This is a genomic window from Glycomyces luteolus (assembly GCF_027622875.1).
Classification (GTDB): Bacteria; Actinomycetota; Actinomycetes; order Mycobacteriales; family Micromonosporaceae; genus Glycomyces; species Glycomyces luteolus.
In genome coordinates, this window is the sequence record NZ_JAPZVP010000008.1 from 199,270 (window position 1) to 213,517 (window position 14,248).

Below are 14,248 nucleotides of genomic sequence, written 5' to 3' on the forward strand. Positions count from 1 at the left end.
GTTAGGCCTCTTCGGTTGCGGCGCTGGGGCCTTCGTTCACTCGGGACTTGACGATCTCGGCGACGTGGGCGATGGCCTCGTCGGCGGGGACGCCGTTGCGCTGGGAGCCGTCGCGGTAGCGGAACGAGACGGTGCCCGCGTTCTGGTCGTCGTCTCCGGCGATGATCATGAACGGGGTCTTCTGGAGCTGGGCGTTGCGGACCTTCTTCTGCATCCGGTCGTCCGAGTGGTCGACCTCGCCGCGGATGCCCGCCGCGCGGAGCTTGCCGAAGAACGCCTCGAGGTAGTCGGCGTTCTCGTCGCGGACGGGGATGCCGACGGCCTGGACCGGTGCCAGCCACGCCGGGAACGCGCCCGCGTAGTGCTCGGTGAGCACGCCGAAGAACCGCTCGATCGAGCCGAAGAGCGCGCGGTGGATCATGACCGGCTGCTTGCGGGTGCCGTCCGCCGCCGAGTACTCGAGGTTGAAGCGCCCGGGCTGGTTGAAGTCGAGCTGGATGGTCGACATCTGCCAGGTCCGGCCGATCGCGTCCCGCGCCTGCACCGAGATCTTCGGGCCGTAGAAGGCCGCGCCGCCCGGGTCCGGGACCAGGTCGAGCCCGGACTCCTCGGCGACCTGGCGCAAGGTGGCGGTCGCGGAGTTCCACAGCTCGTCGTCGCCGATGAACTTCTCCGACTCGCCCTTGGTGGAGAGCTCCAGGTAGAAGTCGTTGAGCCCGTAGTCGCGCAGCAGCTGCAGCACGAACTCGAGCAGGCTCTTGATCTCGCCCGGCGCCTGCTCCTGGGTGCAGTAGATGTGCGCGTCGTCCTGGGTCAGGCCGCGCACGCGGGTCAGGCCGTGGACCACGCCCGACTTCTCGTAGCGGTACACGGTCCCGAACTCCGACAGGCGCAGCGGCAGCTCGCGGTACGAGCGCCCGCGCGAGCGGAAGATCAGGTTGTGCATCGGGCAGTTCATGGCCTTGAGGTAGTAGTTCGCGCCCTCGAGCTCCATCGGCGGGAACATGGTGTCCGCGTAGTACGGCAGGTGCCCCGAGGTGTGGAACAGCTGCTCCTTGGTGATGTGCGGGGTGTTCACCAGCTCGTACCCGGCCTCGCGCTGGCGTTCGCGCAGGTAGGACTCCATCTCGTGCCGGATGATCCCGCCCTTGGGGTGGAACACCGGGAGCCCGGAGCCGAGCTCGTCGGGGAACGAGAAGAGGTCGAGCTGCTGCCCCAGCTTGCGGTGGTCGCGCTTCTCGGCCTCAGCGAGGCGCGCCAGGTAGTCCTTCTGGTCCTGGATGGTCGGCCAGGCGGTGCCGTAGATGCGCTGGAGCTGCGGGTTCTTCTCCGAGCCCATCCAGTACGCGGCGGCCGACCGCATGATCTTGACGGCCCCGATGAGCTTGGTCGAGGGCAGGTGCGGGCCGCGGCAGAGGTCGCCCCAGACGCGTTCGCCGTTGCGGTCGTGGTTGTCGTACGCGGTGAGCTCGCCGCCGCCGACCTCCATGACCTCGTCGGCGTCGGTGCCCTCGCCCTTGGTCTCGATGAGCTCGAGCTTGTACGGCTCGTTCGCGAGTTCGGCGCGGGCCTCGTCGAGAGACGCGTACTTGCGTCGGTGGAAGGTCTGCCCCTGCTTGATGATCTGGAGCATCCGCTTCTCGACGGCCTTGAGGTCGTCCGGGTTGAACGGCTCCTCGACGTCGAAGTCGTAGTAGAAGCCGTCGGTGATCGGCGGGCCGATGCCCAGCTTGGCCTGGTGCAGCTCCTGCACCGCCTGCGCCATGACGTGCGCGGCGGAGTGGCGCATCACGTTGAGCCCGTCGGGGCTGCCCAGCGGTACGGGCTCGACCTTGGTGTCGGCTTCGGGGGCCCAGGAGAGGTCGCGCAGCTGCCCGTCGGCGTCGCGGACGACGACGATCGCGTTCGGCCCGTTGCCGGGGAGGCCGGCCTCGGCCACCGCTTCAGCGCACGTGGTGCCAGCAGTGACCCACAGCGGTTCGATGACGGCTGGGCTGCTGTGGTTCGGCGCTGCGGGTGCCACGGTTCTCCTCGTTCGGTGCTGGTCATCGGAGTTTCCGATGTCGGATAACGGGTCCATGGTAGTAGCCGCGAGGCGGTGGACTCCATCGCATTAGTCCCGTGGTGAGCGCGTCGGAGATTTCTTCGGGTCGGGACTTGACCTTGGTCCTGACACCAAGGTTTACGGTCGTCGTATGACCGCAGCAACCGTCACCCTGACCGTCGGGAAGCTCGCCGAGGAGGTGGGCGTCTCGTCCGATGCCATCCGCCACTGGGAGCGCGAGGGCCTGTTCCCCGCGCCCGAGCGCAGTCCGTCCGGTTACCGCCGGTACGGGACGGCCGAGCTCGACCGGGCGCGGTTCATCCGGGCGTGCCAGCGCGCGGGGCTGCGCCTGGCCGACATCGCGGACCTGCTGGCGGTGCGCGACACCGGCACGTGCCCGTGCGAGCCGGCCGGGCAGCATCTCGAGCGGCGGATCGGCGAGATCACGGCCGAGATCGTGCGGTTGGAGGGGTTGCGGAGCCAGCTGACGGACATGCTGCGGGCGGTCGACGCGGGCTCCTGCGAACCGCCGCTGCCTGAGAACTGGTGTCCCCCGGTCCCGGAGAAACCTGCGAGTGGTGAATCCGCTGAGTTCGTCGTTGGAGGTGAGTGCAAGTGATGATGACTGACGAGTGCTGCAACTGCTGCAATGACACCGCGTGCGACTGCGGTGGACAGGAATGCTGCCACGGCTGCTGCGAGAAGTAGGCGAACGAGACGCGCCCGCCACCGTCCCATCGGGACGGTGGCGGGCGCGTCTTGGCGTGTCGCGGAGTGGCTTCGCAAATCGGGCGTTGCGAAGCGCCCCCGGTTTTCGGCTTGTCCGGCGGGTCCGACAGGTTCGCTCGGTCGGAACCCCTCGGCCGCCTACTCGGCGGTGAGGACGATCTTGCCGAAGTGGCCTCCCGCGCCCATGATGCGGTGGGCTTCGGCCGCCTCCGCCAACGGGATGCGGGTCGTGACGACCGGTTCGATCTCGCCTGAGTCGAGTGCGGGCCAGATGCGTTCGAAGGCTTCGGCGAGGATCTGGCGGCGCTGCTCGAGCGGGCGGGCCCGGAGGGTGGTGCCGGTGATGGTGGCGCGCTTGGCAAGGAGGCCGCCGAGGTGGATCTGCGCGGCGGCGCCCTGCTGGAGGCCGATGATCGCGAGGCGTCCGTCCTGCGCCAGGGCCTTGAGGTTCGGCTCGAAGTAGGCCGCGCCGATCACGTCGAGGATCGCGTCCGCGCCGCCCGCTTCCATGGCGAGCGCGGCGAAGTCCTCGCTGCGGTAGTCGATGACGCGGTCGGCGCCGAGGGCTTGGAGCTTCTGGGTCCATTCGGCGCGGGCGGTCGTCCAGGTCTCGGCGTCGGCGAGCTTCTTCGCGAACTGGATCGCGAACGTCCCGATGCCGCCCGCGCCGCCGTGCACGAGCACGCGCCGCTTGCGGTCGGCCTCCGAGTCCAGCAGGTAACCCAGGTTCGAGTACACGGTCGCGGCGACTTCGGGCAGTCCGGCCGCGTCGATCAGCGACACCTTCTCGGGCTTGGGGAGCACGAGTCCGGCGTCCACGGTGGCGTACTGGGCGTAGCCGCCGCCGGGGAGGAGGGCGCAGACCTCGGCGCCGAGGAAGGACGCGTTGTCGTCGCTGCCGACGTTGACGATCGTGCCGGAGACCTCGAGGCCGGGCCAGGCGGGGGCGCCGGGCGGGCTCGGGTAGTGCCCGGCGACTTGGAGGAGGTCGGCGCGGTTGACGCCGGCCGCGGCGACCTCGATGAGGACTTCTTCGGGGCCGGGCGCGGGTTCGGGGACCTGGGCGGCGGTGAGGCGGCCGTCGGCGACGGTCATGGCAAGCATCTCCGCATAGTATGACTCCGGTCGGAGTCCCCGGCGCGATACCCGTCAGATCGTCACGTTAGTCCCGTCTGGATTTGCGAGATCTATTGTGCTGCAAAGCATCAGGGGTTTTCACTCGAGTGTCCAGGGAAGAGGTGCGCTTCGGGGTCGATCGCGACCGCGGCGTTGTTCACCGCCGTGGCGGCCTCGCCGAAGCCGGTGGCGATGAGTTTGACCTTGCCCGGGTAGGAGGCGATGTCGCCCGCGGCGTAGACGCGCGGCAGGCTGGTGGCCATCGTGGAGTCGACGGCGATGCTGCGCCGGTCGAGGTCGAGGCCCCACTCCCCCAGCGGCCCGAGGTCGGCGGTGAAGCCGAGCGCCGCCACGATCGCGTCGGCCGGGAGTTCCTGGGAGCCTTCGTCTTTCACGTCGATGGTCACGCCGCTCACCTGCTCGGTGCCGTGGATGGCGGTGACCTGGGCGTTGACGCGCACCGGGACGCCGAGGTCCCGCACCTGGTCGACGGTGGCCTGATGGGCCCTGAACTTCTCGCGGCGGTGCACGATCACGGTGCTGCGGGCGATGCCGTGGAGGGCGATCGCCCAGTCGAACGCGGAGTCGCCGCCGCCTACGATCACCACGTCCTGCCCGGCGTGGGCGGCGAGTTCGGGGACGAAGTAGACGATGCCCGCGCCGTGGAAGTCCTCGGCCGCGGGCAGTGGCCGGGGCGCGAAACTGCCGAGGCCGCCGGTGATGAGCACGGCTTCGGCCTCGATGACCTGGCCGTCGGCCAGTTCCAGCACGGGCTTGCCGTCGTGGTGCTCGAGCTTGCTCGCCTGGCGGCCGAGGAGGTACTCGGGCTCGAACGGGGCGGCCTGGCGCAGCAGGTTGTCCACGAGGTCGCGGCCCTTGATCGAGGGGAATCCGGCCACGTCGAGGATCTGCTTCTCGGGATACATGGCCGTGATCTGGCCTCCCGCTTCGGGAAGCGCGTCGAGGACGGCGGTCTTCAGGCCGCGGAAGCCCGCGTAGTAGGCCGCGAAGAGACCGGTGGGCCCGGCGCCGACGATCGCGAGGTCGACGGTGAGGACTGGCATGGACGATCACCGACTCCGTTGTAGGGACACGTCTCGACATCCTAGCGATCGAGCGGCCCCGATGGGGCTTCGCGGAGACGCGCCTCCGCGAAGCCCCCTTCGGATCTAGAGCGTGCGGAACGGTCCGGACACTTCGAACGTCATGCCGCCCGAGCCGGAGCCGGTGGTGCCGCGCTGGGACGAGAAGTAGAGGCGGTTCCCGGCCGGGTTGAACGCGGGGCCGGTGATCTCGGAGGAGCCGTGGCCGGAGAGCCGCAGGAACGGCGCCACGATGTCGTCGGGCGTGATGATGCAGATCTCCTGGTTGCCGCCGTCCTCGGCGACGAACAGGTCGCCGCTGGCGGTGGAGCCGGTGATGTTGTCGATGCCGGTGAGCGGCGGGTTGGGGGTGAGCGAGTCGTCGTAGGCGATCTGGATGGAGTTCGCGGCAGTGTCGTAGGCCCACACCCGGTTGTCGCCCTTGGTGGTGAAGAAGCAGACGCCGTCGGCGTAGTAGCAGCCCTCGCCGCCATTGAAGCGCTTGGTGTTCGCGACCTGGTTGCGGGTGGCGGTCGGGGAGCCGTCCGGGTCGGGCACGTTCGCCCAGGCGAGGTTCCCGCCCGACTCGGTGAGCACCTGGAGCTGACCGGAGGAGAGGTTCCCCCAGGTGGTGGGCTTGAAGCGGTAGAACGCGCCGTCCGACACGTCCTCGGTCAGGTAGATCACCCGCAGGTCGGGGTCGGCCGCGGCGGCCTCGTGCTTGAAGCGGCCCATCGCGGGGCGCTGCACCGCGGCGGCACCGGTGAGCGGGTAGGTCTCGTAGACGTAGCCGAGGTCGACCTCCTCGCAGGACAGCCAGCTGTTCCACGGGGTCGCGCCCCCGGCGCAGTTCTGGCGCGTGTTGGAGAGCGTGCGGTAGGCGGCGGTGATGGTCCCCGAGGAGTTGAAGCGCAGGGCGCTGGCCCCGCCGCCGGGGCTGATCTCGGAGTTGGAGGTGTAGACCCAGCCGGTGCCGTCGGCGAAGCAGGCGCCGCCGTCCGGGGCGTTGTGCCACGTGTAGGAGGTGCCGGACACGGTCTGGGAGGAGCGGGCGACGATGCGGGAGGTGAAGCCCTGCGGGAGCATGACGCCGTTGGCGTCGGCGGACCGCAGGGAGCCGTACGGGCTCGGCCCGGTCTGGGCGGGGTAGGCGGCGAAGGACGGGCGGGTCATGGTGAAGCCGAAGGCGACGGAGCCGGTGCCGACCACGGCTGCTCGCAGGACGTTACGACGTTGCATGAGGCGGTTCCTTTGCGGGCGATGATGGGGATCGCTTGGCCCACATACCGTAAGGAATCGACGGCGCTCCGCGTGGCAACTCGGCGGGACGGGTCGGTGATGACTCGGTGACCGCGACGTGAACGTCGTTCGCGCACAACGCCGTCCCCGCCGCGTGCGGCCTCAGCTCGGTTCCAGAACCGCCAGCGGGTTCCCTTGGGCGACAAGATCACCCGGGCCGGCCAGGAGCTTCAGGACCCGGCCGGACTGCGGTGCGAGGACCGGCGTCTCCATCTTCATCGCCTCCAGGACGAACAGCGTGTCGCCCGCCGCGACCTCCTGCCCCGGTTCGACCAGGGCCTTCCACACCGCGGCCGCAAGCGGTGCGGCCACCACGGCCCCGCCCGGCGGGGCGGCCACGTCCTCGGTCGGGGCGGCGGGCGGTTCGGCCTGCTGGCGGTCGAACTCGCCCGATGCCTCCCAGGCGGCGGGGGGGGGGGCGCGACCCGCCGGAGGGCGCGGGCGGATAGCGGCGGGGGGCGAGGGGCGGTTCGGCCTGCTGGCGGTCGAACTCGCCCGATGCCTCCCAGGCGGCGCGTTCGGCACCGAACGCCTCCGCGTGGCGCGCTTTGAAAGCGTCGATGCCATCGGCGTTCGCATCGAGGAAGCGGCGGTAGTCGGCGTAGCGGAACTCGCCCTCGGCGGTCCGCGGGACGAAGCGGCCCGCGTCCATCTCGGCCCGCAGCTCCCCCAGCTCCTCGGTGCCGACCGGGTACCAGCGGATGCGGTCGAAGAAGCGCAGCAGCCAGGGCTTGCCCCCGGTGAACGGCCCGCGCTGGCGGTGGGTGTTCCAGACCTGCACGGTGCGGCCGACGAACTGGTAGCCGCCGGGCCCCTCCATGCCGTAGACGCACAGGTAGGCGCCGCCGATGCCGACCGCGTTCTGCGGCGTCCAGGTGCGCGCCGGGTTGTACTTGGTGGTCACGAGCCGGTGCCGCGGATCGAGCGGGGTCGCAACGGGCGCACCGAGGTAGACGTCGCCGAGGCCGAGCACCATGTACTCGGCGTCGAACACCGTGCGGTATACATCGTCCACAGTGTCCAGTCCGTTCATGCGGCGGATGAACTCGATGTTCCAAGGGCACCAGGGCGCGTCGTCGCGCACGCCGTTCATGTACCGGTCGATGGCCTCGCGGGTGGCCGGGTCGTCCCAGGACAGCGGCAGCCAGACCTCGCGGCTCGGCACGGCGAGCTCCGCCGTGGACGGCAGCGTCGATTCGATTGCCGCCAGTTGATCGACGAGCGCGGACTGGCGCAGCCGAGCCGGGTCGAAGTGGACCTGGAGGCTGCGCACCCCTGGGGTGAGGTCGAGCAGCACGCCGTCGCCGAGCCGCTCGGCGACGGCCTCGGCCAGGGCGTGCACGCGCATCCGCAGGGCGAGGTCGAGCAGGTTGGGCCCGTATTCGACCAGCACGTTATCGTCGCCGGAGCGGCGATAGGCGACCGCCGGGGCGTCCGGGCGGGCCGCGATGCCCTCGAGCACGCCGCCGTCAGCGACCGCGGGGCGGTCGGGGGCCGGGGCGAGCGCGGGGCGGCGCCGGGCGGCTGGGACGCTCGCGTCGCTGACGGGGACGAAGCGGACGGCGTCGCCGGGCCGCAGCTGCCCGAGCCGCCAGCGGTGTGCCGCGATCACCGTTGCGGGGCAGACGAAGCCGCCGAGACTCGGCCCGTCGGGGCCGAGGAGGACGGGCATGTCGCCGGTGAAGTCGACGGCGCCGATCGCGTACGCGTTGTCGTGGATGTTCGAGGGGTGGAGCCCGGCCTCGCCGCCGTCCGGTCGGGCCCAGCGCGGTTTGGGGCCGGTGAGGCGCACCCCGGTGCGGGCGGAGTTGAAATGGACTTCCCAACGGGCGCTGTAGAAGTCGTCCATGTCCTCGCGGGTGAAGAACTCCGGCGCGGCGTGCGGGCCCTCCACCACGGGCAGCTCCCACGTGTTCGTGAAGCGGGGCCGGTCCGTTTCGGGCACGGGGGCGGTGGCGGTGGGTCCGGCGTGAGCGGCGCGGAGCACGTCGCCCGGTTTGAGCGCGCCTCCGGTGAGGCCGCCGATCTCGCCGAGGGTGAAGGTGGCGGCCGAGCCGAGGTAGCGCGGTACGTCGAGGCCGCCGCGCACGAGCAGGTAGGTGCGGATGCCGGTGGTCTCGGGCGCGCCGATCGCGAGCTCGGCCCCTGCGGGGACGGTGAACGGCTCCCATTGCGGCGCGGGCGCTCCGGCCAGGGTCAGCGGGGCGGGCGCGCCCGTGACGCACACGGTGGTGTCGTGGCTGAACCGCAGCGTCGGCCCCTGCGCGACGCATTCGAGGCCCGGGGCGCCTTCGGGGTTGCCGAGAGCGCGGTTGCCGAGCCGGAACGACAGGTCGTCCATCGGGCCCGAGGGCGGCAGGCCCACTTGCCAGTAGCCGGTGCGGCCGGGCCAGTCCTGGATCGTGGTCTGCGTCCCGGCGGCGAGCACGTCGATGCGGGGGCGCGGGTCGCACACGTCGGCGAGGGTGGCGGTGGTGTGGCGGGCGGCCGCGAACTCGGGGTGGGCGAGGGCGGCGGCGAGCTGGCCCTGGTTGGTCTCGACCCCGGCGATACGCAACTCCCCCAAGGCGTTCGCGGCGGTGGCGATGGCGTCCGCCCGGGTGGGGCCGTGGCTGATGAGCTTCGCGATCATCGGGTCGTAGTGGGGGCCGACCTCGGCACCGGCTTCGATCCACGTGTCGACGCGGACGCGTTCGGGGAGGGTGAGGTGGGTGACGGTGCCGGTGGAGGGCCGGTGGCCCTGGGCGGGATCCTCGGCGTACAGGCGGGTCTGCACGGCGTGGCCGCTCGCGCGCAGCGGCCGGCGCATCGGGGCCGCGTCGCCTTGGGCGAGGCGGAGCATCCACTCCACCAGGTCCACGCCGAAGACCGCTTCGGTGACGGGATGCTCGACCTGGAGGCGGGTGTTCACCTCGAGGAACGCGACCTCCTCGCGTTCGGTGTCGTAGAGGAACTCGACGGTGCCCGCGGAGCGGTAGCGCACGTCCGCGCAGAGCCGCTGCGCCGCTTGCTGGTAGCGCTCGCGCAGGTGGTCGGGGACGGCGGGGGCGGGGGCCTCCTCGATCACCTTCTGGTTGCGGCGCTGGAGGGTGCAGTCGCGGTCGCCGAGGATGGTGACCGCGCCGAGGCCGTCGCCGAAGACCTGCGCCTCGAGGTGGCGGGCGCGGCGCACGAGTCGTTCGAGGAAGAGCCCGGCGTCGCCGAAGCCGGTCTCGGCGAGGCGCTTGACGCTGTCCCAGGCCTCGCGGAGCTCTGCGGGGTTCGCGGCGGGGCGCATCCCGATGCCCCCGCCGCCTCCGGTCGCCTTGAGCATCACGGGATAGCCGATCCGTTCAGCTTCGGCGAGGGCGTGCGCCACGCCGTCGAGGAGCCCGGTCCCGGCGAGCAGCGGGACTCCGGCGGCCTCGGCGGCGGCCCGCGCGGTGTGCTTGGCGCCGAAGAGTTCCAGGTGTTCGGGGGCGGGGCCGACGAACGCGATCCCGGCGCCTTCGACCGTGCGCGCGAACCCGGCGTTCTCGGAGAGGAACCCGTACCCGGGGTGGATCGCGCCCGCGCCGGTCGCGGCGGCGGCCTCGAGGATCCTTTCGGGCCGCAGGTAGGAATCGGCGGGGGCCGGGCCGCCGATGCGCACCGCCGTGTCGGCGGCGTCCACGTGCGCCGCGCCCCGGTCGGCGTCGGAGTAGACGGCCACGGTGCGCAGTCCCATGCGCTTGGCCGTGGCGATGACGCGCACGGCGATCTCGCCGCGGTTGGCGATGAGGAGGGTGTCGAGGGACAAATCAGGACTCCGCTCTCGCCGAAGCTTGCGAGGGGCTCGGCGCGGTGACGGCGACGCGGATGGCGGTGGGGTTGAACGCGTTGCACGGGTTGTTGATCTGGGGGCAGTTGGAGATGAGGGCGATGACGTCCCGCTCGGCGCGCAGCGCGACTTCGAGGCCAGGCGCGGAGATGCCGTCCACGATGCCGAGGCAGCCGTCGTCCTCGACGGGCACGTTCATGAACCAGTTGATATTGCCGGTCATGTCGCGCTTGCCCAGGCCCCATTTCGCGCCTTCGTGGAGGAAGTTCTCGACGCACGCGTGCTGGGCCCAGGTCTGGTGGCCGTAGCGGAGGGTGTTGGACTCCTTCGAGCACGCGCCGCCGATGGTGTCGTGGCGGCCGCAGTTGTCGGCGGTCACCGTCGCCAGTGGACGGTGTTCGACGTCGCGGAGGATCGACCCGGTGGTGAGGAACAGCGCCCCGGCAGCCGCGATCGTGTGCTGGGCGCTGTAGCGCAGCGCGGTGTCGGCGGCGTCGAAGAGGAGGAAGTCGACGGCCTGGTTGCCTTCGAGGTCGGTGATCCGCAGGGTCTGCCCGGCGGCGACGAGACCGGACCAGGGGGCGCGGGCGGCGACCCTCTGCTCTTGAACGACCTGTTCGGTGGGCGTCTTGATGGTCATGCGGCGGCTCCGATCCGGGCGGCGGTGTTGGCGAGGGCGCGGCGGCCCTCCGGGGTGGCGTCCCAGCGGGCGTCGCCGGGGCCGGTGGGACGCTCGCGCCAGGCGAGGACGCGGACCGGGGTGGCGGTGTAGTCCTCGCGCGGGTCGAGCGCGTGCGGGGCGTTGGCGAGCATGACCAGGAGCGGGGCCTCGGCGAGGAGGCGCACCCTCCGGCCGGGCCCGGCGCCGCCGAGCCAGTGGAGGCGGCCCTCGCCGTCCGCTTTGAGGCCCTTGAAAAGCGCGATGGTCTGCGGGAGGTCGCGGGCGGTGAGGTCGTGCTTGGCGGCGGCGAGCTTGAGCAGTTCGCGGGCGGCCGGGGTCGGGCCCCACGGCGTGCCGTCGCCGTAGCGCTCCTTGTGCTGGGCGGCGGAGGGGGCGCCGCAGAACGCGTCGTGGCGTCCGGACTCGTCGAGCACCAGGCTCGCCAGCGCGCGGCCCTGGTCGGAGAGCAGGAGGCTGCCCTGGCCGAGGTAGGCGTTCCACTGGACTTTGACGGTGTCGGGGACGCAGAGGCGCTCCCAGGGGGCTGTGGCCCAGGCGAGGGCGAGGTGGACGCAGGCGTCGCCGTGGAGGTCGGTGATCTCGAGGACGGTGCCGGGGGCGATCACCTGGTGGGCGTATCCGCCGCCGCCGACGGTCTCGGCCCAGAGGAGCTGCTCGGGGTCGAGGTATTGGGGGGTGCGGGGGTAGTCGGCGGCGGGGACCCAGGCGCGTTCGGTTGCCGCGGCGGCGGCCTCTTGGGCGCGGGCGTGGTCGCGGGCGGCGTAGGTGCTGCCGGTGGCCGATGGTTCGGCTTGGGGTTCAGGGGTTTCGGTCATGGCGGCCTCCGCTCCGATCTAATTTCTATCGATTGACAGAAATTAACTCCGCGAGTGTTCGCGGCCGTGACTTCCGGGTTTCGGCTTCGTTGCGTGGCGCGCACAACCGCTCGGCGCGTGCGGGCTCGGTGAGCGGCAAAGGCTCCCGCGGGCGGCGAAGTGGCCGTACGCGGGAGCCTGGCTGCGGCGCTTAGGCTTTCGCGGCCGCCGGTTCGAGGACCACCGCGGGGGTCCGCACGGGCGCTCGGTAGGCCTTGGCCGGGCGCATCAGTGCGACCGTGACGTAGGCGGCGGTGCCCGCGAGGAACGCGATGAAGGTGGGCCAGCCGTCGAAGGACGCGGTGATCGCGTCGTTCTCGAAGTACAGCAGGTCGTTCGGGGCGCCGTACACCGTCGGGGTGAGGGCGAACAGCACGAGGCGGACGGTGAAGCCGACGGCGATCGCGGCCGCCGCGGAGGCCGCGCCGCCGCGCTTCCACCAGAGCCCCAGGGCGAACGGCACGACGAGCCCGGCGAGCATGAGGTCGAAGGCGAGGGTGAGCAGGATGCCGGTCTGCGGCACTCGCACCGCCACGAGGACGGCGAGGCCCACGATCGGGAACATCGCGATGCGGCTGGCCCGCAGCAGCGGGTCCTTGCCCGCGCCGAAGATCTTCAGTTCGGGGAGCTTGCCGGCGTCGGTTTCGCGGATGCCCGCGATGTTGCGTGCGGCGACGGCGCCGGTGCCGAGGATCGCGCCGTTCGCGGTCGAGCACGAGGCGGCGACGATGGCGGCGAGCACCAGCATGGCGAGCCAGGCCGGTGCGTGGTCTTCGAGGAGCGTGAAGAGGACCGCGGAGCCCGCGTCGGGGCCGACGATGTCGACCGCGGAGAGGGCCACGTAGCTGAACGGGATGCCGATGAGGAGGGTCCCCGCCGCACCGAGGAAGCAGGCCCGTCGGGCGACGGAGGGGCTCTTGGCGGAGAAGATCCGCTGCATGAAGTCGATGGCCACGATGTCGCCGACGCCGAGGGCGATCAAGGTCGCCCAGTTGACCGGTGCGCCTTGGGCGGGGTCGGTCAACTGGCCGAGGTCGAAGGCGCCCATGCCTTCCGGGACGGTGATCCCGTGCGTCAAAGCCACCCAGGTGAACAGGGCGGCGGTGCCGATGATGGTGATGATCATCTGGGCGGCGGCGGTGTACGAGTCGGAGAACATGCCTCCGGCGACGGTGTAGGTCATGACCACGGCGACGATGAGCAGCACGCCGAGGGTGTAGTCGATGCCGAGGAAGTGCTCGAACAGGAAGCCGCCCGCCACGAGGTTCCCGGCGAGGAGCAGCACGTACGCGCCGATCATCGCGACCGAGGCGATCAGTTCGATGCGGCGGCCGTACCGGCGGGCGTACCAGTCGGGGAGGGTGAGGAGTCTGGCGGCGTTCATGCGGCGGGCGAAGAACAGGCCGGTGAGGAGCAGGCACAGGGCGAGCCCGATGGGGAGGGTGGCACCGGCCCAGAAGCCGAAGCCGTAGGCGAGGTCGGTGTTGCCGAGGGTGGCGTTGGAGTCGACCGCCTGGGCCATGAGCCCGGCGGTGACGAGCGGGACGCCGAGCGTGCGGCCCGCGACGAGGTAGCGGCCGGAGTCCCCGTCCACTTTCTTGGAGACGACGAGGCCGATGACCAGGACGACGACGATTGAGAGCCCTACACCGAGGAGTATCATCGGGCACCTTCCGGGGTTGATTTCTATCAGTCGATAGAAATCAACCGCCCGGGGATTTCGATCAACTGACAGAATTTATTTCACCGGCATGAACACCCCCGCACAGCGGCAACACGCCAATGCGGGCCCGGTGTCCCGGACCGCGCTCGCCGACCGGATCAGAAGCCCGCGAACTAGACTGGTGCGCGCACCCAGGACAGGAAGGCGTACCGATGCCCACCGCAGCGAAGGAGTCCCCCGCGGACCGGCCCAAGCGGCGGGTCGGCCGCCCCAGGGTCGCCCCGGAGCCCGGCGGCGGCACCGCCGGGGACGCCGACCCACGCGACCAGCTCCTCGCCGCCGCGGCCGAGCTCTTCACCGTCCAGGGCTACACCGCCACCTCCACGCGCGCGATCGCCGCCAGGGCCGGGATGCGCCAGGCCAGCATGTACTACCACTTCCCCAGCAAGGAAGCCCTGCTCAGCAGCCTGCTCGAGACCACCGTGGCCCCCTCGCTCGAATTCGCCGAATGGGCGCTGGCCGAGCAGGACGCCTCCGCCGAGGCGCGGCTGTGGGCGCTGGCCCGCATCGACGCCGCGCAGCTCGCCGGGGCCAGCCACAATCTCGGCGCGCTCTACCTGCTGCCCGAGGTGCGCCAGGAGGTCTTCGCGCCGTTCCGCGAGATGCGGGAGCGCCTGCGCGTGTCCTACCGCGAGCTGCTCGGCCGCACCGGCGCGGCCCGCGATTACCCGCCCGGCGCCCTCGCCCAGCGCGCGCACCTCGTCTTCGGCCTGGTCGAAGGCGTGATCCTCGCCCGCCTCGAGAACGCCCCGGTCGCCGACCCGGCCACGTATTCGGCCGGCGTCGCCGACGGCGTGCTGCGCCTCGCCGAATGCGGCGACCTCGCCGCCGCGCGCCTCCAGGGCCTGCGGCTGTGCGCCGACTGGATCGACCGCTCCGAGCACCTCCCGAGCACGACGACGGCAAAGGACCGCGCATGA

Annotated in this window: 9 protein-coding genes and 1 pseudogene; 2 read left to right on the top strand and 8 right to left on the bottom strand. The window is 71.3% G+C overall.

Annotated features, from left to right (window positions below; genetic code table 11):
• Position 1 precedes the first annotated feature (1 nt).
• Entirely contained in the window at positions 2–2,023 is a 2,022-nt protein-coding gene (gene thrS, locus O1R50_RS12415; protein WP_270110366.1) for a threonine--tRNA ligase, read from the bottom strand.
• A 172-nt stretch (positions 2,024–2,195) separates the two neighbouring features.
• On the opposite strand from thrS, the gene O1R50_RS12420 reads away from it, so the two are divergent.
• Positions 2,196–2,663, top strand: coding sequence for a MerR family transcriptional regulator (locus tag O1R50_RS12420; RefSeq protein WP_270110367.1), 468 nt, complete (start codon positions 2,196–2,198; stop codon positions 2,661–2,663).
• Between the two features lie 248 nt (positions 2,664–2,911).
• On the opposite strand, the gene O1R50_RS12425 is transcribed toward O1R50_RS12420, so the two are convergent.
• From O1R50_RS12425 to O1R50_RS12455, 7 genes and pseudogenes are all read right to left on the bottom strand, one after another.
• Positions 2,912–3,877, bottom strand: coding sequence for an NAD(P)H-quinone oxidoreductase (locus O1R50_RS12425; protein WP_270110368.1), 966 nt, complete (start codon positions 3,875–3,877; stop codon positions 2,912–2,914).
• A 101-nt stretch (positions 3,878–3,978) separates the two neighbouring features.
• Positions 3,979–4,953 carry an NAD(P)/FAD-dependent oxidoreductase gene (locus tag O1R50_RS12430; RefSeq protein WP_270110369.1) on the bottom strand — a complete coding sequence of 325 codons (975 nt, stop codon included), beginning with the start codon at positions 4,951–4,953 and terminating at the stop codon, positions 3,979–3,981.
• A 105-nt stretch (positions 4,954–5,058) separates the two neighbouring features.
• Entirely contained in the window at positions 5,059–6,210 is a 1,152-nt protein-coding gene (locus O1R50_RS12435) for an alkaline phosphatase PhoX (protein WP_270110370.1), read from the bottom strand.
• A 162-nt stretch (positions 6,211–6,372) separates the two neighbouring features.
• Positions 6,373–10,048 (bottom strand): annotated as a pseudogene (uca, locus tag O1R50_RS12440) (urea carboxylase).
• Position 10,049: 1 nt separating this feature from the next.
• A complete protein-coding gene (locus O1R50_RS12445) occupies positions 10,050–10,709 on the bottom strand; it encodes an urea amidolyase associated protein UAAP2 (RefSeq protein WP_270110372.1) in 660 nt (219 codons plus the stop codon).
• Complete coding sequence (locus tag O1R50_RS12450) at positions 10,706–11,566, bottom strand: urea amidolyase associated protein UAAP1 (protein WP_270110374.1); 861 nt, start codon at positions 11,564–11,566, stop codon at positions 10,706–10,708. Before O1R50_RS12450 ends, O1R50_RS12445 begins: the two co-directional genes overlap by 4 nt.
• Positions 11,567–11,756: 190 nt before the next feature.
• Positions 11,757–13,268, bottom strand: coding sequence for a sodium:solute symporter family protein (locus tag O1R50_RS12455; RefSeq protein ID WP_270110375.1), 1,512 nt, complete (start codon positions 13,266–13,268; stop codon positions 11,757–11,759).
• 212 nt (positions 13,269–13,480) lie between these two features.
• On the opposite strand from O1R50_RS12455, the gene O1R50_RS12460 reads away from it, so the two are divergent.
• The gene (locus tag O1R50_RS12460; protein WP_270110377.1) at positions 13,481–14,248 is read left to right on the top strand and encodes a TetR/AcrR family transcriptional regulator; all 768 of its coding nucleotides are present in this window, start codon (positions 13,481–13,483) and stop codon (positions 14,246–14,248) included.

Coding starts and splice junctions, on each gene's coding strand:
- O1R50_RS12420 (WP_270110367.1), top strand. CDS start 2,196: ATGACCGCAGCAACCGTCACCCTGACCGTCGGGAAGCTCGCCGAGGAG.
- O1R50_RS12425 (WP_270110368.1), bottom strand. CDS start 3,877: ATGCTTGCCATGACCGTCGCCGACGGCCGCCTCACCGCCGCCCAGGTC.
- O1R50_RS12430 (WP_270110369.1), bottom strand. CDS start 4,953: ATGCCAGTCCTCACCGTCGACCTCGCGATCGTCGGCGCCGGGCCCACC.
- O1R50_RS12435 (WP_270110370.1), bottom strand. CDS start 6,210: ATGCAACGTCGTAACGTCCTGCGAGCAGCCGTGGTCGGCACCGGCTCC.
- O1R50_RS12445 (WP_270110372.1), bottom strand. CDS start 10,709: ATGACCATCAAGACGCCCACCGAACAGGTCGTTCAAGAGCAGAGGGTC.
- O1R50_RS12450 (WP_270110374.1), bottom strand. CDS start 11,566: ATGACCGAAACCCCTGAACCCCAAGCCGAACCATCGGCCACCGGCAGC.
- O1R50_RS12455 (WP_270110375.1), bottom strand. CDS start 13,268: ATGATACTCCTCGGTGTAGGGCTCTCAATCGTCGTCGTCCTGGTCATC.
- O1R50_RS12460 (WP_270110377.1), top strand. CDS start 13,481: ATGCCCACCGCAGCGAAGGAGTCCCCCGCGGACCGGCCCAAGCGGCGG.